General features: G+C 71.8%; 16 protein-coding genes. 10 read left to right on the plus strand and 6 right to left on the minus strand.

Going from position 1 to position 23,598, the window contains the following annotated elements; genetic code table 11:
• The first annotated feature begins 101 nt into the window (after positions 1-101).
• Positions 102-2,570, plus strand: coding sequence for an ATP-dependent helicase (locus WMF39_RS04855; RefSeq protein WP_437744374.1), 2,469 nt, complete (start codon positions 102-104; stop codon positions 2,568-2,570).
• A gap of 103 nt (positions 2,571-2,673) precedes the next feature.
• Here the strand turns inward: WMF39_RS04855 and WMF39_RS04860 are convergent, their stop codons facing one another.
• On the minus strand, positions 2,674-4,536 hold the full coding sequence (locus WMF39_RS04860; RefSeq protein WP_437744375.1) for a hypothetical protein: 1,863 nt from the start codon (positions 4,534-4,536) through the stop codon (positions 2,674-2,676).
• 392 nt (positions 4,537-4,928) lie between these two features.
• Positions 4,929-5,789, minus strand: coding sequence for an MBL fold metallo-hydrolase (locus WMF39_RS04865; protein WP_437744376.1), 861 nt, complete (start codon positions 5,787-5,789; stop codon positions 4,929-4,931).
• Positions 5,790-5,921: 132 nt separating this feature from the next.
• Between WMF39_RS04865 and WMF39_RS04870 the strand changes: the two genes are divergently transcribed.
• From WMF39_RS04870 to WMF39_RS04885, 4 genes are all read left to right on the plus strand, one after another.
• Positions 5,922-7,145, plus strand: coding sequence for an MFS transporter (locus tag WMF39_RS04870; RefSeq protein WP_437744377.1), 1,224 nt, complete (start codon positions 5,922-5,924; stop codon positions 7,143-7,145).
• Between the two features lie 222 nt (positions 7,146-7,367).
• Positions 7,368-8,414 (plus strand): hypothetical protein, encoded by a 1,047-nt coding sequence (locus WMF39_RS04875; protein WP_437744378.1) that lies wholly within the window; start codon positions 7,368-7,370, stop codon positions 8,412-8,414.
• A gap of 739 nt (positions 8,415-9,153) precedes the next feature.
• A complete protein-coding gene (locus WMF39_RS04880) occupies positions 9,154-10,335 on the plus strand; it encodes a DNRLRE domain-containing protein (protein ID WP_437744379.1) in 1,182 nt (393 codons plus the stop codon).
• Between the two features lie 162 nt (positions 10,336-10,497).
• Positions 10,498-11,421 carry an N-acetylmuramoyl-L-alanine amidase family protein gene (locus tag WMF39_RS04885; protein ID WP_437744380.1) on the plus strand — a complete coding sequence of 308 codons (924 nt, stop codon included), beginning with the start codon at positions 10,498-10,500 and terminating at the stop codon, positions 11,419-11,421.
• Between the two features lie 6 nt (positions 11,422-11,427).
• On the opposite strand, the gene lon is transcribed toward WMF39_RS04885, so the two are convergent.
• Positions 11,428-13,839 (minus strand): endopeptidase La, encoded by a 2,412-nt coding sequence (gene lon / locus WMF39_RS04890; protein WP_437744381.1) that lies wholly within the window; start codon positions 13,837-13,839, stop codon positions 11,428-11,430.
• A 117-nt stretch (positions 13,840-13,956) separates the two neighbouring features.
• On the opposite strand from lon, the gene WMF39_RS04895 reads away from it, so the two are divergent.
• Positions 13,957-14,940: a lysophospholipase gene (locus WMF39_RS04895; protein ID WP_437744382.1), complete on the plus strand. Its 984-nt coding sequence runs from the start codon at positions 13,957-13,959 to the stop codon at positions 14,938-14,940.
• Between the two features lie 14 nt (positions 14,941-14,954).
• Positions 14,955-15,341, plus strand: a complete 387-nt coding sequence (locus WMF39_RS04900; protein WP_437744383.1) for an NFACT RNA binding domain-containing protein — start codon at positions 14,955-14,957, stop codon at positions 15,339-15,341.
• Between the two features lie 85 nt (positions 15,342-15,426).
• Here WMF39_RS04900 and WMF39_RS04905 read toward each other — a convergent pair whose 3' ends face one another.
• Both WMF39_RS04905 and WMF39_RS04910 read right to left on the minus strand, forming a co-directional pair.
• A complete protein-coding gene (locus WMF39_RS04905; RefSeq protein ID WP_437744384.1) occupies positions 15,427-15,885 on the minus strand; it encodes a hypothetical protein in 459 nt (152 codons plus the stop codon).
• A gap of 354 nt (positions 15,886-16,239) precedes the next feature.
• Positions 16,240-16,956 carry a hypothetical protein gene (locus tag WMF39_RS04910; RefSeq protein ID WP_437744385.1) on the minus strand — a complete coding sequence of 239 codons (717 nt, stop codon included), beginning with the start codon at positions 16,954-16,956 and terminating at the stop codon, positions 16,240-16,242.
• 502 nt (positions 16,957-17,458) lie between these two features.
• On the opposite strand from WMF39_RS04910, the gene WMF39_RS04915 reads away from it, so the two are divergent.
• Both WMF39_RS04915 and WMF39_RS04920 read left to right on the plus strand, forming a co-directional pair.
• Positions 17,459-18,763 (plus strand): glycoside hydrolase family 5 protein, encoded by a 1,305-nt coding sequence (locus tag WMF39_RS04915; RefSeq protein ID WP_437744386.1) that lies wholly within the window; start codon positions 17,459-17,461, stop codon positions 18,761-18,763.
• A gap of 166 nt (positions 18,764-18,929) precedes the next feature.
• Positions 18,930-20,786, plus strand: coding sequence for a hypothetical protein (locus tag WMF39_RS04920; protein ID WP_437744387.1), 1,857 nt, complete (start codon positions 18,930-18,932; stop codon positions 20,784-20,786).
• Between the two features lie 97 nt (positions 20,787-20,883).
• Here WMF39_RS04920 and WMF39_RS04925 read toward each other — a convergent pair whose 3' ends face one another.
• Entirely contained in the window at positions 20,884-21,930 is a 1,047-nt protein-coding gene (locus WMF39_RS04925) for a helix-turn-helix domain-containing protein (RefSeq protein WP_437744388.1), read from the minus strand.
• Positions 21,931-22,101: 171 nt separating this feature from the next.
• Here WMF39_RS04925 and WMF39_RS04930 point away from each other — a divergent pair, with 171 nt between their 5' ends.
• Positions 22,102-23,550, plus strand: a complete 1,449-nt coding sequence (locus WMF39_RS04930) for an AAA family ATPase (protein WP_437744389.1) — start codon at positions 22,102-22,104, stop codon at positions 23,548-23,550.
• Positions 23,551-23,598 lie beyond the last annotated feature (48 nt).

Genomic DNA, 23,598 nt, shown 5'->3' on the forward strand with positions numbered 1-23,598 from the left:
CAGCGGGCGTGATTTGCCGGGGAAAAAGCAGGAGAGCGCCGCTCGGGGCTCCGGGGCTCGGCGGGCTCCCGCTCGCGCGGAGGTCGTGCTAGCGACCCCGTGTGGATCGTTTCGCCGCACACGACGCCGACCGCTCTCCGCCGCCCGAGCCTGGCCTCCCTCACGAGGAGCTGAACGAGCCGCAGGCGCGCGCGGCCAGCCACGCGGCGGGGCCGCTCCTCATCTTCGCCGGCGCGGGGAGCGGCAAGACCCGCGTCATCGTGTACCGGATCGCGAACCTCATCGTCACGCACCGTGTCCCGCCCTACCGGATCCTGGCGGTGACGTTCACGAACAAGGCGGCGACCGAGATGAAGCGCCGGCTGGAGGGGCTCATCGGGGCCGACATCGTGAAGGACCTCTGGGTGGGCACGTTCCACGCGGTGTGCGCGCGCCTGTTGCGCCGGCACCACGAGGCGGCCGGGCTCGACAAGAACTTCGTCATTTACGACGACGACGATCAGCGGGCGGTCATGAACCGCGTGCTCAAGGAGCTCAACCTCGACGATCGGCGCTATCCGCCCCGCCAGGTGCTCTCGCGCATCCACGCGGAGAAGCAGGAGGGGCGGGGGCCCGCCGAGTTCGAGCGGAAGGGCTACTTCGACGACGCGATCGCGCGGTGCTTCGAGGCGTACGAGCGGCACCTCAAGGCGGCGAGCGCGGTGGACTTCGACGACCTGCTGCTCGCCGTGCTGCGCATCGCGGAGGACCCGACGAGCTACGCCGGCGAGGATCTCCGGGGGCGCTTCCGGCACGTGCTCGTGGACGAGTTCCAGGACGTGAACCAGGTGCAGTACCGGCTCGTCCGGGCGTTCTGCAAGAGCCACGACAACCTCTGCGTGGTCGGCGACGACGACCAGAGCATCTATCGCTGGCGCGGCGCGGACGTCCGGATCGTCCGCGGCTTCCGGCGCGATTTTCCGCACGCGACGGTGGTGAAGCTCGAGCAGAACTACCGCTCGATCGGGCACGTCGTGCGGGGCGCGCTCGGCGTGATCCGCCACGCGTCGGATCGCGAGCCGAAGGAGCTCTGGACGGCGAACCAGGACGGCACGCCGATCGACGTGGTGGCGGCGGACAGCGAGCACGACGAGGCGGCGTGGGTGGTCGAGTGCGTCCGCGAGCTCATCGCGGAGGGCGTCTCGCCGAACGAGATCGCGGTGTTCTACCGGATCCACGCGCAGTCGCGCGTGCTCGAGGAGGTGCTGCGCGAGGCGCGCATCCCGTACCAGATCATCGGGGGCACGCGCTTCTTCGAGCGGGCGGAGGTGAAGAACCTGCTCTCGTACCTCCGCGTGATCGCGAACCCCAAGAGCGACGTGGATCTCAACCGCATCATCAACGTGCCCGCCCGCAAGATCGGCCAGAGCACGGTCGACAAGCTCATCCAGGCGGCGGACCTGCTGGGCGTGTCGCTGTTCGAGGCGATCGATCCGCTCCTGGAGGGGCGTGTGCCGCCGTCGGCGATGCCGGGGGGCCAGCTGCCGGCGCTCGCGTCGGCGGCGAAGCGCAGCCTGCTCGGCTTCCGTGATCTGATCCACGGGCTCATGACCGAGGCGAAGAGCGCTTCGCCGAGCGCGCTGGCGGAGGAGGTGCTCGCGCGGTCGGGCTACGCCAAGGCGCTCGAGCAGGAGGACAGCGTCGAGTCGGAGGCGCGGCTCCAGAACTTGCGCGAGCTCGTGCAGTCGCTCGTCGACTACGAGCAGGAGGCGACCGCCGCGGGCGACGAGGCGACGCTCGCGGGCTACCTCGAGCGGGTGAGCCTGGTGTCGGACGTCGACGCGCTCGCGGACGTGCCCAAGGTGGCGATGATGACGATCCACGCCGCGAAGGGGCTGGAGTTCCACGCGGTGTTCCTGACCGGCATGGAGGAGGATCTGTTCCCGTTCCGGAGCCAGGATCCGAACCGCAAGGGCGACATCGAGGAGGAGCGCCGGCTGGCCTACGTCGCGATCACGCGGGCGCGCGAGCGGCTCTGGATCACACACGCGGCGCGGCGGGCGATCTTCGGCCAGACGCGTTACGGCTTGCCGAGCCGCTTCCTCGCGGATCTGCCGCCGGCCTCGGTGCGCGGGATCGCGACGCCCGCCAGCATGATGGCGCAGCGCCGGGTCGAGGGCGGGTTCGGCGGGGGCGGCGGGTACGCCGCGCCCGGGCTCCGGTTCGGCGGCCAGGAGCGCTCGTGGGAGGGCCGTGAGCGGAGACCCGGGGCGCAGGCGCAGGCGGAGGAGCGGTTCGCAGGGGCGCGGTTCTCGCGGGAGGGCGAGCCGGCGAGGGGGGTGATGGCGCGCGGCATGGACGTCCCCGACCGGGCGCCGGGCGAGCGGTACGTCGAGCGGGAGGCGGTCGACCCGGGCGCCGAGGGCGGCGAGGGGCTCGCGTTGCGGCGCGGGATGCGGGTGTACCACGAGCGGTTCGGGCCGGGCGTGGTCGAGAGCGTGGATCCTGGGGCGGATCCGATCGCGACCGTGAAGTTCTCCGGGTGGGGGAAGAAGCGGATCAAGGTGGCGTTCCTGCGCGCCGGGCCGTGAGAGGGGCGGGCTCTGGCAGCGCGTTGACCAGGGACGGTTCCGGCCGCGCGGGAAGTGCGGCCCAGCGGCCGGGCCCCTGAGAGGGGCCCTGAGCGACCCGGTGTCAGCGGCTGGACGCGGCCGCGGCGGTGGACGTGGCGAGGCGCCGAAAATGCTCGATGCTGAGGAGGTTGCACAGGCTCTCCAGGTGCTGCCGGCGCGCCCTGTGCTCGTCCAGCAGGCGGGCGACGGGCTCGTGCCCGAGCAGGTCCACGGCGATGCTGTCTCGCGAGAGGAGCACGTCGCGCGCGTGGTCGTGGAGCGGCCCCGCGAGCATATCGGCGCGCATGGCGTCCGCCGAGCGGCGCTTCTTGCCCGAGCGGCCGCGCCACGCGGTCGCCGCTCGCCAGAGCTCGCCGGTGACATAGAGCAGATCGCGCGCGAGCAGGCGTGTGAGCCCGGGCCCCTGGAGCGGAAGCAGGGAGTTGTCGTTCACGAGGATGCCGCGCGCGGACGGCAAGAAGCGGCGCACGATGGCGTCGTGGAGGCCCGCGTGCGTGCCAATCGGGGAGGGCAGGCCGAACGCCAGCCGCACGACGGATGGGCTCGCGTACGGGGAGAAGGTCTTCCACCAGGCGAAACGCGAGGTGATCGCGCCCCAGCGGCCATACCGCTCGAAGAGGTAGAATTGATCGAGCACGTCGTGGAGGTCGGGCGAGCGCCGGAACATCGCCTCGACCACCGAGCGGGTGCGCTCGCGGACGGCGGCCAGAGGATCGGGTGAGCGAAAGCTCAGCGCTGTCGGGCGGCGCCACTTCCGGGCGAAGAAGGCCGTGACGTCGTCCGCGTTGGCGCGGGCCACCCGCGTGTATTGGCCGGGGCGAGCATAGTAATAGCCACGGAAGATCTCGCCTCCACCCCCTTCGAAGCCCAGGGGGCGGTCGTCCCAGCTCGGATACCTGTCAATCGCGCGCTTGGCGCTGGAATCGCCGTTCATGTGAAACGCGATGAGATCCGCGTGACGGCTGAAATCGTCGTGGATGGGCAGATCCAGCTCGCGGTGCTCGTGGCGTGCGCCCACGAGGGCGGCGATGCGCCTGGCCACGCGCACGTCGAGGCTGTCGGTCGCGCCGGTGGTCTTGGCGACGATGCGCTCCGCCGGCACGATCGACGCGACCAGCGCAAAAGCCGCGCGGCTGTCGATGCCCGCGGTCAGATCGGCCCGGACCGTGTCGCAGCCCGCCGCGGCGAAGCGCGTGTTCTCGCGCATGGTGTCGACGATCCGGTCGATTCGCTCCCGGACCGCGGCCGCGTCACGGGCGTCGATGCGGCGCTCGAACAGCCCGAGCGGCGCGGGGAGCCGCTCCAGGCGTCCGCCCCGCAGGCGCAGCCAGTGCGCCGGATCGCCCGGCTCGACGCGCGCGAGCAGCGGCCGCCCGCCGATGGACCAGTCCGCGGTGATGATCGAGCACGCCGAGGCGTGGTCGATCTCGACAGGGCACGCCCCGGTCGCCACGAGCGCGACGTCGTGCGGAGAGACGTAGAGGACCCCGTCCGCGTGCAGGGTGCGCAGCGCCCGGCGGCCGAGCAGATCCGAGATCACCGAGGCCGTGCGCTCAGCGCGGTCGACGACGATGGCGGAGAAATTGCCATCGAGCGCAGCCACCGCGTCCCCGCCGCCCGACGTCCAGGCGCGGAGGACGGCCCTCGCGGGCGCAGCCCTGGATTCGCCCTGCAGCTCGCCGAACAACAGCACAGCGTGCGTGTCGGTGACCACCTGATCGAGCAGGGCGAGCCGCGCCCCCGGCTCCGGCGTGAGGAGCGCCCACCCGCCGCCCACCTCTGGCAGGACCTCCACCGTTATCCGGGGCTCCGGGCCCATGGAGGACATCCGCTCGCCGACGAGGAGCGCCGCGCGGCGAAGAAACGCGCCGGGATCGCGGTTGCTCGCGTCCGGCAGGTTGAAGGCGGCGATGAACGAAATCAAGGTATCCTCACCTGATCTGTGATGCCCGCCCAGCAAAGCGGGTGATGGCGAGCGGCCGCGACGAGCGCTTCGCGCGCGAGGAGGGCCAGCGACGGGAAGCGCTCATGCGTGCGCGAATCTAGCCGGAGCTCCGCCATGGCCGCAAGCGACGGCCGAGACGACGCCGCGCGGCCTCTCGCACGCAGCGCGCCGGCCGGGGAAGGCATCCCCGCTCCCCCCACCCTGGTCCCCAGGGCGGCGAGCAAACAACGCACCTCGACCCAGAGCAGAGCGGCGGTCTCCCGCACAGGAGACGGGCCCAGATCGGCGTTTTCGGCGCGGAAGCGCACTCCGGTGCGCTGAGCACCGAAAACGTCGAGATGGGCCCGTATCCGAAGCGGGTGACCGCCGCTCTAGAGCCACACCTCGCCTAGCAGCGGGAGCACGCCCATCCTCACATCGCGCGACGCCCGGCCGAGGCGCTCTGCCAGGCGCTCTCCCTGCATCGCGGGGAGCGCGACGGCAGGGCGATCGAGGGGCAGAAAGAAATTGTCCCAGTGAGAGAAGAGCACCGCGCGCGGCGACAGGGCGCGCGCGACGCGCTCGGGGAAAGCGCTCGAGGTGGTCCAGCCGGCCACGCAGAGCAGGAGCAGGTCGGGCTCCCTGCAATCGAGGCCCGCCTCGACGAGCTCCGCGCTGCCCAGGTGGACGATGCGCCGGTCCGCGACCCGGATCTCCACCGCAAAGACGGCGCCGCACCGGTAACGCTCGGCCCGGAGCGGGACCTGGTCGCAATCGGAGATGTCGCCGGGGAAGGGGACCCGGCCGAGCAGCAGGCGGGCGTGAGCGCTCGGGAAGAAGCGCAGCTGGAACGGGCCGACCTCGCCGACCACGGGCTCGCCGCCCGGCGCGCGCTCGACGTCGCGCACGCGCGCCGCGGGGACGCCGGCGGCGCGGCAGAGCGCCGCCGCGGAGCGCGAGCCGAAGACCGTGGCCCCGGTGCGGAGCGCGATCTCCGGGATGTCGAGCGCGTGATCGAAATGGGTGTGGCCCGCGATGACGGCGTCGGCGCGCGGCGCGTGGCGCGCGATGGCGGCCACGTCGGGGACGAGCCGGCCGACCACGCAACGGCGGAGCGAAGCGCGCGTGAGATAGGGATCGATGAGCACCACCGCGCCGGCGTGCTCGATCGCGAACCCCGCCGTGCCCAGCCACCGCACCCGGACCTCGCCCGCCGGCGCGAGCGATCGCGGAGAGAAGGTGTCGGCGATCATCGGCGCGGGCTCGTCCGGCCGGCAGACGGGGTGAGTCGTTGCGGCGTGCTCATCGAGATCGAGATCGAAACGTACGCCAGTGTCCGTGTTTCCGGCGACCGACGCTCGTCCGCTCGGTTACGATTGTCGGTCGTGGCAGACCGAACGCGCGTCGGCACGATCGCCGCCCTCGCCGCGCTGTACTTCGCGCAGGGCATTCCGTTCGGCTTCCAGGCGACGGCGCTCCCCGTCTTCCTGCGGGCGAGCGGCGTCTCGCTCTCCGGCGTGGGCTTCGCCGGCGCGCTCGCGGTCCCGTGGGCGGCGAAGGCGCTCTGGGCGCCGCTCGTCGACCGCTACGGCTGGGAGCGGCTCGGCAGGCGCCGCTCGTGGATCCTGCCGCTCGGGGTGCTGCTCTCGCTCACGTGCGCGACCGCCGCGTTCGTCCCGCCGTCGCGCCACCTCGGCGCCCTGCTCGCGCTGGTCTTCCTGATGAACCTGCTCGCGGCCACCCAGGACATCGCGGTCGACGGGCTCGCGATCGACCTGCTCGGGCGCGGTGAGCTCGGCCTGGCGAACGCCGCGCAGGTGGTCGGCTACAAGGTCGGCATGCTCGTCGCGGGCGGGCTGCTCGTCTGGGCGAGCGCCTGGATCGGCTGGGGCGGTCAGTTCGGGGCGATGGCCGCGCTCGTCTTCCTCTCGGCGCTGGCCTCGCTCGCGCTGCGCGAGCCTCCCGCGAGCGAGCTCGAGGCGCACGCGCGCCGGTCGCTCCGCGAGGTGCTCGCGGCGGTCTTCGCCGCCCTGCGGGCGCCTGGCGCGCTCTGGGTCGTCGCCTTCCTCGGGACCTACAAGCTCGGCGAGGCGATGGTCGACATGATGTTCAAGCCGTTCCTCGTCGACGCCGGCTTCCCGCCGCACCGGATCGGCCTCTGGGTGGGCACGTACGGCCTCGTCGCGTCGATCGCCGGCTCGCTCGCGGGAGGCCTCCTGTCGCAGCGGATCCCGCTGCTCGCCGCCGTCGGGGTGACCTCGGCGCTGCGCACCGTCGCGATGGCGGGCGAGTGGTACCTCGCCGCGGCGGGGGCGCCCACCGCGGAGGCCGTCGTCGCGGTCACCGTGGCCGAGCACCTCTTCGGCGGCGCGCTCACGACGGCGGTGTTCGCTTTCATGATGTCGCGTGTCCGGCGGTCGGTCGGCGCGACGCACTACACGCTGCTGGCCAGCGTGGAGGTGCTCGGCAAATCACCGGCGGTGTGGCTCTCGGGCGCCGTCGCCCAGCGGCTCGGCTATGCAGGTCTGTTCGCCCTGGGGACCGTGATCTCGGTCGTCTTCCTCGGGCTGCTCTTGCCGCTGCGGGAGCGGAGAGCGGGCGAGGGGTGAGCGGGCCCGGCCGTGCCATCGGCCGGCCGGCGCGCACCTCACCCCGCCAGAGGGCGTAGCTGGCGAAAACTTGCGTGACGGCCGCAGGCGCGGCGCGCCATACTGCGCCCGTTCGACGATCAGGCCAACGACACCCCGGCGGATTGGGGCCGCCGGGGTGCCGGTTGCCCAGCCTTGTGCCGGAGGACTGGACACACGATGATCTCTTCCAAGCATTGGATCGTGGGAGTTTTGTCTCTCACGGCCTCGGCGCTCCCTTTCGCCTGTGGCGACGTCCCGTACATGGGTGGCGACTGCGCGACCACGGACGACTGCCTGTCCAGCAAACAGACGGTGCCGGGCACGGTCTGCGTCGAGGAGCGCTGCGTCTGCGCCGAGCCGGGCCAGGTGATCTGCTGCCCGCCGGGCAAGGAGGAGCCGGACTGCTTTCTCAAGTGCCGGCATTGCGACGAGTGCGCGGAAGGAACGCTGGAGTGCTCGGGCGTGATCGACCCACCGACGCGGTGGTGCGAAGGCGCCGCGGACTGCCCAGGGCCGCCGGACCCGCGGTGCGGCGCGGGGCGGTGCGTGAAGGGGAGATGCGAGATCGAGATCAGGCCGGGGCGGCTCACCTCGCAGATCCGCGGCGACTGCAAGCAGGACGAGTGTACCCCGGAGGGGAACGTGATCAGCGTGCCGGCCTACGACGTGTACAACGACGGCAACCAGTGCACGACCGATTTCTGCGACTACGATCAGCCGCTCAACGCGTCGCTCGATAGCGTGATCTGCCCCATCTCGGGCTCGGGTCGGTGTTACAAGGGGCGCTGCGTCGAGTGCCTCGACGAGGATCCCACGCTGCACTGCCCTTCCGGGCTGGCGTGCGATGGGGTGTTCTGCGTGCCGGTCCACTGCGTCAATCAGGCGCTCGACGCGGGTCGCGGAGAGACGTCGCAGGACTGCGGTGGACCATGCAAGCCGTGCAAGGACGGGGATCCGTGCAAGGTCGGGGCGGATTGCCAGTCGGGGGTGTGCGCGATGGCGCATTGCAAGGCCCCGACGTGCGACGACGGCGTGAAGAACGGCGATGAGACCGGCGTGGACTGCAGCGGCACGTGCCCGCGCCGCTGCCCGGACGGCCGCGGGTGCGCGTCCGGCGAGGATTGCGAAAGCGGGGTCTGCTGGGCCGGAGCGTGCGAGCCGCCCATCTGCAAGGACGGCGTGGAGAACGGCGACGAGCTCGGGGTGGACTGCGGGGGAGCAGGGTGCAGCGCGGCGTGTCCGGGGTGAGCGGCGGCGCGCCGCCGAGTCGTCTCAGCGCGAGAAGAGCACCGCGCGCGGTTCAATGACACGGAGAAATTGAACCGTAGAGGCACGGAGGGCGGCCAGGCGACGCAGCAAGACGCCGAGGAACGAGGAACCAGGAACGAGGAACGAGGAGCGATGGATAATTTTTACTCCCTCCTCTTCCCTCGACGTCCACGGTGCCCTCTATGGTTCCCTTTCTCACGAGACCAGAGGACGGGCTTTTGCGTCGCGGCGCCGGCTGATGCGAAAGACGATGATCCGCGCGCCCATTTCATGATATAACCAGACAGCGCTACGGCTGGCTGCTGCAAGAATCGCTAGTGACCGCGCTCGCCCGACTCCGTCCATCGATCGCCAGGCCGGCGACGACCCTCATCCGGCTCAGGGGAGCGAGAGCCTCCTGAGGGCCAGGGAGGTCGAGGTCGGCCACGATCCGGGAGGCGAACGCCTGGTGACGGCCGTCCCGTCGCACGCGCTGATTGACGAATGTCTCCTTCAGCGCTCCGCCTTCGGGCAAATGGAACACCATATCAACGTTTGGTTTATTTGTAAATAGTGATTTCAAAGTCCATAACGTGCGGCAGATCGCCGCACGACGCGGCGCAGCTATGGCGGCGCCGCGACGAGGAGCTCTCCCATGAGGACCACCTATCCGTCGATCTCTGCTTCTGCTTCTGCTTCTGCTTCTGTGCTCGCATTCGCCTTGATGATCTCCGGCTGCGTGGCACCCGAGCCGCGTGACGACAACGACGAGGCCATCGGCGAGGGCGCGGCGGCGCTCGTCTCCTGCTCGGTGCTCCCCTCCGGCAACATCGTCACGAACGGCAGCTTCGAATCGCCGGACGTGTGGCCCGGCACGTCGTCGATCTACAACGGCTCGATCACCGGCTGGCAGGCTGCCTATGGTCAGATCCAGGTCTATGACCACTCGAACGGCATGAACCCCGCGCACGGCGACCAGCACGTCGAGCTGGACGCCACGAACTCGAGCGGCATCTATCAGAACCTCACGACCGTCCCGGGAGCGACCTATCAGCTCCGGTTCGCCTTCGCCGCGCGCCCCGGCACGAGCGCGAGCCAGAACGTGCTGGGCGTCGTCTGGGGCGGCCAGCAGGTGGCCACGCTGACGACCGCCAGCTCCGCATGGGTCAATTACACCTATACCCTCGTGGCCTCCGGCACGACGACGCGCCTCCAGTTCAACGACCTGGGCATCTCGAACGGCCAGGGGACGCTGCTCGATAACGTCACCGTGGTCGCCGCAGATACGGATCAGGACGGGGTGTTCGACTCGTGCGACAACTGCCCGGCGCTGGCCAACCCCTCCCAGGCCGACGCCGACGCCGACGGCATCGGCGACGCCTGCGAGCCCCCCGCGCCCGCCGAGCCCGTGTGCGTGGTCGTGCAGCGCGGCACCTACGGGAGCGTGCAGGATGCGCATATCCAGCCCGGCGTCTCGTGGCCGTACGGCGATTACCCGTACGTCGTCATGAATACGTTCCCGGAGGGCGTGCAGCTGGGCGTGCTGGCCTTCGATCTGTCGTTCATCCCGGCGGGCTCCGACGTCGAATCCGCGACCCTCTCGCTGTCTCACACGTGGAAGGCGAGCGCCAGCACCATCGAGCTGCACCGCGTGAACGGCCCCTGGCAGGAGTCGACCGTGCACGCCGGCAACTTCCCCGGATACAACCCGGCCGTCGAGGCCTCGATCACCACCGTCGCCCAGGCGAGCGCCGTCGTGACCGCCAACGTGGCGGCCCTCGTCCAGTCCTGGGTGGATGGTTCCCCGAACCACGGCGTCGCGCTCCACGACGTGAACGGTCGGACCGACATCCGCTCGAGCGAGCAAACGAACATCGCCCCCCGGCCGAAGCTCGAGGTCTGCTACACGCCGGCCCAGTAGCGGGGTTCCGGCCGAGGCGCGGGGCACGCCGGGTCACGAGCTCTCGGACGTCCCGGGCGATCTCGGGATGTCGCCACGTCACGCCCCCTTCGTCACCTCGGCCACGCTCGCTTGCCGAGAACCTGACGCCGCGCTCCGCCTTTGATAGCAAGCGGAGCCGCGGTGATCTCGCGCAGGAAGCTCGTCCTCGGTCTCGCCGGCGCCGCCGGCGCCGCCGCCCTCTCACGGGCGCTCGCCCCGGGCTCCCCGCGCGAGATCGCGGCGCGGCGCGCCCTCAAGCTCCCGATCGCGCCGAGCGGGTGGCCGTTTCCAGGGGCCCGCGTCGTCGCCCCCTCCGCCGTCTTTCCACGGGATTTCGGGGTCCGCCGCATCTACCTCGACGCCGGACATGGCGCCCCCGGCAACTCCGGCAACCTCTCCTGCTTCTGCGTCGACGAGCAGGACTTCACCCTCGCCGCGGCGCGCGCCCTCGCCGAGCGGCTCAACGCCACCGGGCGCTTCGAGGCGCGCGTGGGCAGGGCCGGCGACCGTCCGTTGCCCTACGCGGAGCGCGTCGAGGACGCCGCCCGGTGGGGCGCCGACGCCTTCGTCAGCCTGCACTCGGACGTGCGCGGCAGGACCGAGACGTGGTCGCCCGGCCAGGGCCGCCAGTGCCCGCTCAGCCTCGCCGCGCCGGGGTTCGCCGTCCTGTGGTCCGACGAAGGTGATCCCGCCCTCTGCGCCCTCCGGCTCGCGCTCGCGCGCGGCTTCGCGAGGCGCATGGAAGAAGCAGGCCTGTTGCCCTACGACGGCGCCGCGTACAGCGGCCTGTACGAGCCGGACACCGCCCAGCCCGGCGTCTTCCTCGACCGGCGCCCCCCGGGACAGCGCATCTTCGTGCTGCGCCGCCCTTCCATGCCCTCCATCCTCGTCGAGACCCACCACGCGCTCGACGCCCGCGAGGCGACCCGCTGGACCGAGCCCGCCACGCTCGACGCCTTCGCCGCCGCCGCCGCCGCCGCGCTGGCCGATGCGCTCGGCGCCGCCGGTGCGCCGGCCAGCGCGCTCGGCGGCGACGGCGCGCCGGCCTCCCCTCCGCCCACCTGAGGCGCGTCAGGACGCCCGCGCGTGCGGCATCTCCTCGGGCGCCTCCAGGCGGATCGAGCGGAGCCGCAGGCAGAGCGCGAGCGCCTCGTCGAGCGTGTTCACCAGGTAGAACTCGAGCGAGCTCCTCACCTCGGCCGGCAGATCGTCGAGATCCGCCTCGTTGTCCGCCGGCAGCAGGATCTCGAAGATCCCCGCGCGGTGCGCCCCCAGCACCTTCTCCTTGATCCCCCCGATCGGCAGCACCGTCCCGCGAAGCGTGATCTCCCCCGTCATCGCGATGTCGCTCCTGACCGGCCTGCCCGACAGGGCGCTCACCAGCGCCACCGCCATCGTCACGCCCGCGCTCGGCCCGTCCTTCGGCACCGCCCCCGTCGGAACATGGATGTGAACGTCCCGCCGCTGCAGCCGATCGGACGGCACGCCGAGCTCCGCCGCGTGCGCGCGCGCATAACTCAGCGCCGCGCGGCCGCTCTCCTTCATGACGTCGCCCAGCTGCCCCGTGAGGACGAAATCGCCCTTGCCGGGCATCACGCTCGCCTCGACGTGCATGATGTCGCCACCCATCTGCGTGTAATACATGCCGGTCGCGACCCCCGGCTGATCGTACTGGAGCCTCCGCTCAAGGCGCATCCTCGCGCGGCCGAGCAATTCCTTCACGTCGTCGTCGGCGCCCACCACAGCCCGCTCGATCTCGCCGCCCGCGATCCGGCGCGCGGTCTTCCGCGCCAGCGCGCCGAGCGTCCGTTCCAGCTGCCGCACGCCCGCCTCGCGCGTGTATCCGCTGATGATCCCGCCGAGCGCCGTGCTGGTCACGCGCAGCTGCTCCTCGCGCAGCCCGCACTCCTTCCGCTGCCGGGGGAGCAGGTACTTCCGGGCGATCTCGTGCTTCTCCTGCTCCGTGTACCCGGCGAACAGCGCGGGCTCCATCCGGTCGAACAGCGGAGCGGGGATCGTCTCGCGGAAGTTCGCCGTGCAGATGAACAGCACCTCGGACAGGTCGAACGGCAGGCCGAGGTAGTGGTCGACGAAGCCGTCGTTCTGCGCCGGATCCAGCACCTCGAGCAGCGCCGCGCCAGGATCGCCCTGGTAGGAGGCGCCGAGCTTGTCGACCTCGTCGAGGACGATCACCGGGTTCTTCGAGCCGATCCGCTTGATCCCCTGGAGGATGCGGCCGGGCATCGCGCCCACGTACGTGCGCCGGTGGCCGCGGATGTCCGCCTCGTCGCGCGCCCCGCCCAGCGAGACGCGGACGTACTTGCGCCCGAGCGCCCGCGCGATCGACTCCGCGATGGACGTCTTGCCGGTCCCGGGCGGACCGAGGAAGAGCAGGATCGGCCCGCGGGAGATCGCGCGGCTCCGCTCGCCCTCGCTCCTCGCCTGCTCCAGGCGCAGCTTCCGGACGGCCAGGAACTCGAGCACCCGGTCCTTCACGTCGCCCAGGCCGTAGTGATCCTCGTCGAGGATCGCCCGCGCCCGATCGAGATCGACGTGGTCGTCGGTCCGGTGGTTCCAGGGCAGATCCGCCACCCACTCGAGCCACGTCATGAGGACCTGCGCCTCCGGCGACGTCTCCCGCCCCATGCGCCGCAAGCGCGTGAGATCGCGCCGCGCCTCCTGCAGGATCTCCGCCGGCAGGTTGGCCCGCTGCAGCTTGTGCTCAAGACGTGCGGCGGCGTTCTCGTCTTCCTCCTCGCCGAGCTCCTTCTGGATCGCGCGCAGCTGCTCGCGCAGGTAGATCTCCCGCTGCCGCTCGCCGAGCTCCTCCTCGACGGTCGTCCTGATCTTCTCCTGGGTCTCCACGATGCCGATCTGCCGGTAGAGGTGCAGCGCGAGGCTGCGCATCCGCTCTTCCGTCGAGAGGATCTCGAGCAGCGCCTGCTTCTCGGGGGTCGGGAGGTCCAGGTAGAAGGCGATGTGGTTCACGAGCTCGGCCGGGCCGTACATGCTGCCGACGAACTGCTTGAGCACGTCCTCCGGCGCGCCGCGGTGGCGGCCGTACTCGACGGCCCGCTCGCGCACCTCGCGGGAGAGCGCCTCCAGGGCGCCGTCCTCCTCTGGACGGAGGGGCAGATCGGCGAGCTCGATGACGGGGGCGCGGATCACGCCGTCGACCTCGGTGTAGCGGGGCGCGGCCGCTCGCCGCTCGCAGTAGAGCACGAGCTGAAGGCCCGACCCGAACCGCTGCACCTGGGTGATGCGGGCGATCACGCCGATCGAGAAGAGGCCGCCCGCGGTGGGCTCCTCGGCGGCGTCGCGCTGGGCGACCGCGAAGATGCGCTTGTCTTCTCCCTCGACCCGGAGGGCGGCCTCCACCGCGCGGAGCGTCTTCAACCGTCCGACCGTGATGGGCGTCGCTATCCCAGGGAAGAGGACGGTGTCGCGCAACGAGAGCACGGGCAACGATCGGCGCTCGGGCATGGCCGGCCTTTGTGCGAACCTCATGCCATGGAGGACCGTACCGAAAACTCCTTTCGGCGCGGAAGCATCGAGAATCGTGGTCAGCCGCGCGCGGAGCGGTGGTAGGGTCGGCCCGCGATGCCCGCGGACACCTTCACGTTTCAGGCGGACGACGGCCGAGAGCTCTTCGTGTACCGCTGGCTCCCGGAGGGCGGGGCGCGCGGCGTCGTCCACGTCGCGCACGGCATGTCGGAGCACGCGGGCCGCTACGCGCGCCTCGCGCAGGCGCTCTGCGCCGCCGGGTGGGCCGTCTACGCGAACGACCACCGCGGCCACGGCGCGACGGCGCGCGGGAGCGACGAGCTCGGCTTCTTCGCGAGCCAGGGCGGCTTCCAGCGGGTCGTCCGCGATCTCGCGCAGCTCATCGCGCGCGCGCGCGGCGAGCACCCCGGCCTGCCGGTCGTCCTCTTCGGCCACAGCATGGGCGCCGCGCTCGCGCAGGAGGTCCTGATCGAGCACGGCGGCTCGATCGACGGCGCGGTGCTCTCCGGCGCATCGGGCAAGGCGAACGCGCTCGTGGACGCGGGCCGGCTCGTGGCCCGCGCCGAGCGGAGGCGGCTGGGCGAGCGCGGCAAGAGCCAGCTCCTCCAGACGATGAGCTTCGACAGCTTCAACAAGATGTTCGCGCCGACGCGCACGCCCTTCGACTGGCTCTCTCGCGATCGCGCCGAGGTCGACGTGTACATCGCCGATCCCCGCTGCGGCTTCCCGGCGACGACCTCGCTCTGGGTCGACCTGCTCGACGCGATGGCGGCGCTCGCGCGCCCCGAGCGGCTCTCGCGCATCCCGAAGGACCTGCCCATCTACGTCTTCTCCGGCTCTCGCGACCCGGTCGGCGGGCTGCTCAAGGGCGTCACCCAGATGATCGAGGCGTACCGCGCCGCCGGTCTCCGCAGGGTGGCGCAGCGGTTCTACCCCGGCGGGCGCCACGAGATGCTGAACGAGATCAACCGCGAGGAGGTCGTGCGGGACCTGCTCGCGTGGCTCGCCGCCGAGGTGGCGGGCGAGGCGAGGGCGCCGGCGAGGCCTGCGCAGCCGGGCGCCGGCGCCGCGCCCGGCTGACGGCGGGGGCCGGCATGGGCAGCAAGGGGCGGCCGTACCGCACGCTCACGATCGATGGCTTCGAGGTGCTCGTCGGCCGCGGCGACGAGGACAACGACGCGCTCACCTTCGAGGTCGCCGAGCCGCACGATCTCTGGCTGCACGTGGCCGGCGGCACGCCGGGCAGCCACGTGATCGTGCGCAACCCCGAGCGCGTGGAGGTCCCGCGCGAGGTGGTCGAGCGCGCCGCGGCGGCCGCCGCGTGGTACTCGAAGGCGCGGAGCGCCGCCAAGGTGGAGGTCCACGTCTGCCGGGCCGGGGACGTGAGCAAGCCGCGGGGCGCGCCCGCCGGGCTCGTTCAGCTCGCGCGGTGGAAGAGCGTGCGCGTGCGGCCGGAGATCCCCGGGCGCGATCCAGGGTAAGGCGAGCGCCGGGGCGTGGTGCGAGGTCGACGGCGAGCCGCGCAGGGGCGAGCAGCGGCTCGGTACGTCGTCGTGGGGGCTTCTGTCAGAGCTCGTTCGCGATCACGCACGCTCCGGCCTGGCAGGAAGCGGTGAGGCCGGAACACGGCGCGACCAGACACGCCACCTCGTCTCCCGGGCACTTGGGCGCGGCCGTGCCCGTGGGGACGGCGTTGCAGTTGCAGCCTCCACAGTAATTGTCGACGAGGCTGCAGTCGTCGTCGGTCACGCACTGGCGCTTCGGGGCGGGCACGCACGCGGCCCTCCCCTTCCGTTCCTCGCAGACAAACCCGTCCATACAGCGGACGACAGCGCAGGTGAGGCGGCCGCTCGCGGGCCCCGCGAGCGCATCCGCCTGCTCGGAGAGGGCCTCCTCCTCGGCGCCATCGAGATCGCCCACGGGCGGGGCGCCGCACGCGGAGAGGAGCGTCGTGAGCGCCGCGGTCGTCGCGAGCAGCGCGCAAAGGTGCATCTTCATCGAGCGCAGGTTCGTGTCATGAAACATGATGTCTTCTCCCATCGTTCTGGTGAGGGGCGAGCCGCCGCTTCCACCCGGGGGCGGGCGCCTCGCCGTCGTCGATAGAGGAGTATGCGCGACGCTCGCCACATCTGACATCACGTGTCTTTTTCTTCTTCGCTGCGTTTCACCATGGCGGCAATCTGGCAGCGACAGCTGCTCGCCAGGCGCTCGCGAACAGCTAGACTGTCGCCGTGCAGCTTCGCATCGAAGGGGATCGTTTGACGCTCACCCTGGAGGGCGCCGAGCGGCTCTGGGCCGTGAGGCACCGGCCCATCGTGGTGCCCCGCGAGCACGTGGCGCGGTCGAGGGCCGAGGCGGCGCGCTGCGAGGCCGCTGCGCTCACGCGCAGAGCGAGGCCGCCCTGCTCCGTCCTCCGGGCCCGCTCCGCGCGTGCTCGCCGCCCCCGGCGGCCAGCGCCGCGAACCGCCGCCTGAGGCGGCTGCTCCAGGCTTGCACCGCGCAGGCGCTCATGCCGGTCCGCGCGCAGACCGAGGCGATCGGCTCCTCCTCGATGAGGAGCGCCTCGAGGAGCGAGAGCCCGAGGGGGTTGAGCTCCGCCCGGAGCAGGCCGAGGGGGCGCTCCAGCGCGTCGCGGGCGAGCACCCTGGCCTCCGGATCGTCGTCGGACCGGGCGCCCTCCTCCGGCGCGTCGTCGAGCGGCAGCGCCGCGGCGTCGAGCTGCCGCTTCCGGCAGCGGAAGGCCGCCGCCACCCTCTGGTCGGCGATGAGGCCGACCCAGTTGGCCAGGCTCAATCCGCGGGCCGGATCCCAGGCGCGGAGCGCCCGGCTGTCGTCGCGGAACAGCTCGACGAACACGTCCTGCACGAGGTCGTCCATGCGGTCGTCCGCGCCGCCCGCGAACCGCGCGCGGCGCCGGTGCAGCGCCCGGCCGACCCGCGCGTGAATCACCGGCGTGAGCGCGGCGATCACGGATCGGAGGGACCGAATCTCTCCGCCGAGCGCGGAGTTGAGGGCGGATGTCGTCATGTTGGCGTCGGGCAAGCGGATCTCCTCGGGCTGCGAGCAGGGGGCGTCCTCGCTCGTCTCGCCATGCATCTGCCGTCCTCGCCCGCGTCCGCGGGTGTGCGCGCACGGAAGACAGGAGGCGGCAGAAGAAAGATGCGAGGCGGATGCGGCGGACGTGACCGCTCCGCGCCTCGCTCCGTCCTCCGGTGTTCGAGAACCCTGCGAGGCGCTCGGGCCTTATCGTCCTAGCAGCCTGTGTGCCCGCGCCGGCGCCGCGGGCGCAGCGCGCTCCAGCGAGCGTGACGCGTCCCCCTGGCGAGCTCGTGCAACTCTTGCACGACCGGGCTAGGTAACTCTTGCCTGATCCCGGTAACTCCTGCACCCGGAGGGCGCCCCGCCCGCGCGCGGCGGCAGGGCGACGGCGAGCCGCCCCCTGGTAGCGAGCCGCCGCCTGGTCCCGAAGGCCGAGCTCGGGCTCCCAGGATCCGGCGCGGATGGCGGTCCGGGAGCGTCCGTGCGATTTGTGACCGCTGGCAGGGGCGCAGCGCAACCTGAGGGAGACGAGCTCCTTTCCATCACCCGCAGAGGACCCATGACCCACGCGTATCGACTCGCTTTCTTCTCGATTCTCGGCTGGCTGGTCGCTTGCAACTCGACGGATCCCGATGTCACGTCGGGCGCAGGCGCGGCCTCTGGAGGGGCCACCGGAGGCAGCGGCGGAGGTACGGCCACGGGCGACGCCGGCACAAGCGGTGCCGGCGCGGGCGACGCCGCGACGGGCGGTGCCGGTGCGGGCGACGCCGGCACGGGCGGTGCCGGCGCGGGCGGTGCCGGTACGGGGGGAGTCGGGGGCTCCGGCGGGACCGGCGGATCAGCGACGCCGGTGGACGCCGCGGCCATGGTCCCCGACATGGGTATCGGGGCCAACATCGGCAACACGCTGGAGAACACGACCGACTGGGAGACGGGCTGGGGCCAGCCGCTGATCACGCAGACGTTCATCAACGGCATGGCCAACCACGGCATCAAGACGGTGCGTGTGCCCGTGGCCTGGGACACCTACGCCGTCAACGGCACGATCGACGCCACCAAGATGGCCCGAGTCAAGGAGGTGGTGGGCTGGATCGAGGCCGCCGGAATGTACTCGATCGTGAACATCCACTGGGACGGGGGCTGGATCTACAACGAGGACAACGCCGATAAGTACAAGCTCACCGACGAGGTCAAGACCAGGTTCGCGTCCTACTGGACCCAGATCGCCACGGCCTTCAGCGACGTCGGTCACAAGCTGATCCTCGAAGGGATGAACGAGGAGGGGAACTACTGGGTCAACGGCGTTCACGACGGCGGGACGCCGGACTACGCCGCCCTGAACGAGATGAACCAGCTCTTCGTCACCACCGTGCGCGAGCAGGGAGGCTACAACGCGAGCCGCGCCCTGCTCATCGCCGGCTTCGTGACGGACATCGACAGGACGTGTGTGAGCGATTTCAAGGTGCCGGCCGATCCGGCCGGCGCGAAGAGCCTCTTCCTCTCGATCCATTACTATACGCCCTACACCTTCTGCGGCCTCGACACGGTGGAGAGCTGGGGCTCTCCCAAGACGACGTGGGGCACGGAGCCCGAGAAGGCAGAGCTGAAGAGCAAGTTCGACACGCTCGGCGCGTTCAGCGCGCAGCGGAGCCTCCCGATCATCCTCGGCGAGTTCGGCGTCACGCTGGGCACGAACTACCCCCGTGAGGCGGCGTCACGGACGCTGTGGATGCGGTCGGTGGTGGAGGCGGCGCGGTCTCGCGGCGTCGTTCCCGTGCTGTGGGACACGGGGACGGACATCAAGCGCACGGACGGCTCGTTCTCGACGGAGTGGCAGGCCGTCGTGAGCGCCGTCAACCGGTAGTCGGCGCCGCTGGCGCTCCGGCGCCGGGGGCGCGGCGCGCCCCCGGCCGTCGCTTTGTCCGGCCATCGCGAAACTGGACGGTCGCGCGAAACCTTCAAACCTGGCCCGCGTACCTGGGGTGGCTGGACGACAGGGATCCGTCCAGACCACATCAAGGAGAGGGGCAATGTCATCGACACGCAACGTCGGGATGGCGAGGGTTTCTGCGTCCGCCGTGCTGTTCTTCGCCGCGGGGGCGTTCGCCGCGTGCGCCGTCCCCGAGGGCGCTGAGCCCTCGGGCGATCATGAGGGCTCGGAGCCCTCCGGCGATCCAGGTGAGCCGCAGGCCGAGGCTGAATCGACGGCCGAGGCGGACAGCGAGCTCAAGGTGAACGACTGCGTGAACCCGCACCCGTTCGCCGGCTGCAACGACGCGGCCGTCCAGAGCTGCGTTTGCGCGGCGGACCCATACTGCTGTACCACCCAGTGGGACTCGATCTGCGTCGCAGAGGTGACGAGCCTCCATTGCGTACCGCCGTCCGCGGCCGTCATCGGGCGCCTGCAGTGCGCCGCGCCGGACGGCGCGGGGACCATCACGAGCGCGCTCGCGTTCGCGCCGATCAGCATTCCCGGCCTCGGGAGCGGCGTGACGGACGCGAACGGCGATTTCAGGATCCCCATCTCGTCGACCGCGAGCGCGAGCGTGCACCTCGACGTGACGTACGACGGCGTCGTGAGCTCGAGCGGCGTGACGACGCCGCTCACGATCATGGACGACCTGCACGCCCCGCGCGGCCAGGGGGTCGATATCGCCGGCAGCCCGCGCTCGAGCGGCGATCTCGACGTCGACGTGGTCACGCTGAGCGGCGTCGACTGCGAGCTCTGGCGGCTCGGCGTCGATACGCTGCGCGACTTCCACGCTGCCCGCGGGGCCCAGCCGCCCGCGCACGCGCTGCGCATGCTGCGCTGGAGCGGGGTCTACCTGGGCACGCCCTTCACGTTCTACGACTACATCAACATTCGCACGGACTTCCTCACGAGCACCTGGGGGAGCACGGCCGCGGAGCGCCGGCGGGTCATCACCCACGAGTTCGGGCACAGCGTGCGGCACGTCGCCGACGGGGATCTGAACCACTGGAATGGTGACGACGTGGCCTATGTCTATGGGCGCTCTCACGACGGCTCCGAGATCGCCAACCAGGGGTACGCCTTCAACGAGGGCTTCGCGGACTACTGGGAGCAAGCCCGGGCCGGCGCGCGCGGCCGCCTCTGCGGCGGCGGGGCCGCGTGCCCGTCGAGCCAGTACCGGGACTGGAACGAGAAGCGCATCGCCAACGCGCTGCTCGATCTCTCCGATATCGTGGGCGACAGCGCGATGATCCAGGTGCTGGAGGCGAACCCCGGCGCGATCCACAGCCTTTACGAGTTCCAGGCGCGCCTCCACGTGCAGAACCCTGCCGTCCCGGCCCCCGCCGCGGTGCCGGCCTGCCCGCCCGGCTTCAGCGATGATGGCGCGACGTGCTCCTCCACGGTCAGCAAACCGAGCTACGGGCGCGGCGTCGGCACGGCGCCGACGCTCTGCGGCGCGGGCCAGCAATACGACGCGGGTCTCTGCTATCCGGCCTGCGCCTCGGGCTACTACGGGGTCGGCCCGGTGTGCTGGCAGAGCTGCCCGGCCGGGTACACGGACGACGGCCTCACGTGCCGGCGCGACGCGCAGATCATCAACGCCAACAACTCCGCGTGCCCCTGGTATGACGCCTGCGGCCTGACCTTCGCCAAGGGCTGCTCCACCTGCCCGCCGGGGTATAGCAACGACGGCTGCACGTGCCGTATCGACGCGCACATCTTCGGAAAGAGCTCTTACGGGCGCGGCGCCGGCTCCGTGCCGACGAGCTGCGGCGCGGGCCAGCAATACGACGCGGGTCTCTGCTATCCGGCCTGCGCCTCCGGCTACAGCGGCGCGGGCCCCGTGTGCTGGGGGAGCTGCCCGGTCGGTTACGTCGACTTCGGCGCGACGTGCACGAAGGTCATCTCGAAGTGATCGACGGACCGCTTGCCTCCTCGAGGGCAGCGGGAGAGCGCTGAGGCCTCCACGTCGCCGTCGCATCCTGGCATCGGAGCCGCGCCCGGCGGCGGCGTCACCGCCTGCGCTTCGCCAGGCCGTAACGGTTCATCTTCAGCACGAAGGTCCGCAGCGGCATGTGGAGCGCCTCCGCCGCCCTCGTCTGCACCCCGCCCACAGCGGCGAGCGCCTCGGCGATGCGCGTGCGCTCGAGCTCCCTCACCTCCTCGGCGAGCGGCCGGAACGTCCGGCCAGCACCCCTCGCGGAGGGCGCCGCGCGGGAGGCCGGCGCCACCGAGGGCGGGATGCCCTCGGGGCGCGGCGGCCCCGCCGCGAGCGCAGCGGGCAGGTGCCCGCGCTCGACGATGCGCGCGCTGACCGTCGCCGCGATGTAGTCGATGACGTTCTTCAGCTCACGCACGTTGCCCGGCCACGCATAGGCCGTGAAGAGCTCCGTCGCCTCCGTCGACAGGACCATCTCCTCGCTCCCCGCGCGCGCGCACGCGTCGGCCAGGAACGCCCGCGAGAGCGCGAGGATCTCCCGGGGGCGCTCCCGGAGAGGAGGCAAGATCACCGTGGCCGCGCCGAGGCGATAATAGAGATCTTGCCGGAAGCGGCCCGCCTTGACCTTCCCCGCGTCGCAGCCGTCCGCCGGCGCCGTCGCCACGCCGACCTTCGGCGCCGCGGCGACGGCGTGCACGGCGTCGACGAGCCGCTGCACGGCGTGGCCCGCCGCCGTAGCGTCCGCCTCGGGCAAGAGCACGAGGAGGCGGTCGTCGGCCTCGAAGCCCGCGAAATCGGTCACCGCGAGCTCCCGCTCCAGCGCGCCGGCGACGACCTCGCGGGCCGAGGCCGCCCCGAGCTGGACGGCGATCACCGTCGCCGGCCGATCGTGGCGCAGCGCCCTGTCGATCTCCCCCTCGATCCTCCGCCGCAGCTCCGCGATCTCGAGGACCTGCCGGCTCTTCGCGGGGCGCGGGCACCGCATCACCACGACGGCCTCGCCGATCGACACCACGTCGCCCGAGCCGAGCGGCCTCGCGCCGTCGACGCGGACGCCGTTGAGCAGGGTGCCGTTCCGGCTGCCGAGATCGACGAGCTGCGCGCGCCCGTCGAGCAGCACGATCTTCGCGTGCTCCCGCGACGCCGAGGTGTTGCGGGCGCACGTCGGCCCGGGGCCCGCGGCCCAGGAGCACCACGCCGCTCCGCGGCAGGCGGAGCACCGACGAGGAGCTCCCCTGCACCACGAGCAGGTACGAGCCGCCCTCGTCGGCCCCGCGCGGCGCCTCGTTCGATGCAGCGGACGCCCCCCAGCAATGCGCGATTCTCGATCGGCCGCCGCCTCGGCGAGGGCGCGTTCGGCGCCGTCTACGAGGCGCAGGATCGCGAGCGGGGGGCGCGCGTCGCATTGAAATCGCTCCACCACCTCGACCCGGTCGCGCTCTACCGGTTCAAGCGCGAGTTCCGCGCCCTGTCCGAGGTCGTCCATCCGAATCTGGTCGCGCTCCACGAGCTGTTCTCCGAGGACGATCGGTGGTTTTTCACGATGGACCTCATCGAGGGCATCGATTTCCTCTCCTCCGTGCGCGGCTCATTGGCCCGCGGCGCCCGCGCCGCCTCCGCGCCCAGCCTCGCGCAGGACGACCCGGACGCGACGGAACCGGACCTGTCGGCGGCGCGGCCCCATCCGGCCGCCGGCGACGCCGGGCGCGACCCGGCCGCCGCTCCGCCGCCGCCCTGGGGGCCGCTGAGGAGCGCGCTCCTCCAGCTCGCCCAGGGCCTCGCCGCGCTCCACGCGGCCGGCAAGCTCGATCGCGACCTCAAGCCGTCGAACGTGCTGGTGACGCGCGAGGGGCGCGTCGTCATCCTCGATTTCGGCCTCGTTGCGGAGCTCTCGAGCGGCTCCATCGACCAGAGCGGCAGCCGCGGCAGCGCCGGCGCGCCGCCGCTCGCCGAGGCGCGCCCGGGGCCGCCGGCCGGGAGCGGCGCGCCGTTCGTCGGGCGGCAGCGGCACATCGACGCGCTGCGCGGGGCGTTCGAGCGGGCGAGGGGAGGGCGGGCGACCACCCTGCACATCCACGGCGCGTCGGGCACGGGCAAGACCGCGCTCGTCCGGCGCTTCCTCGACGACCGCGCGCGCGTGGATGACGCGGTGATCCTCGAGGGCCGGTGTTACGAGCGGGAATCCGTCCCCTACAAGGCCGTCGACAGCCTGATCGACGCGCTCAGCCGCCACCTCTCGCGGCTCCCCAGGCTGGAGGCCGCCGAGCTCATGCCGCGCGACGTCCACGCGGTCGTGCGCCTCTTCCCGGTGCTCGGGCGGGTCGACGCGATCGCCCGGGCGCCGCGGCGCGAGATCGAGCCCCCGGACGCCCGGGAGCTCCGCCGGCGCGGGTTCGCCGCGCTCCGCGAGATCCTCGCGCGGATCGCGGATCGACGGCCGCTCGTCCTGTTCATCGACGACCTCCAGTGGGGGGACGCCGACAGCGCCGCGCTCCTCACCGACGTCCTCCGTGAGCCCGACGCGCCCGCGCTCCTGCTGCTCCTCTGCTACCGGAGCGAGGACGCCGAGCGGAGCGAGCTCCTCGCGCGGCTGCTCCCGCCAGCCCCGAGCGACGGGGACGAGGGCGACGTGCGCTCCCTGGCCGTCGGCCCGCTCACCCCCGAGGAGGGGCGCGCCCTCGCGCTGGCCTTCCTCGAAAGCGCTCGGGGACATGCCGCATGGACGGGCCACGTGAGGTGAGGTTCCTTATCGGATCGTATCAGGCCGCGGCGCCGGGCGGCCATGCCG

It is taken from the genome of Sorangium sp. So ce1504, from assembly GCF_051521635.1.
GTDB classification, from domain to species: domain Bacteria; phylum Myxococcota_A; class Polyangia; order Polyangiales; family Polyangiaceae; genus Sorangium; species Sorangium cellulosum_B.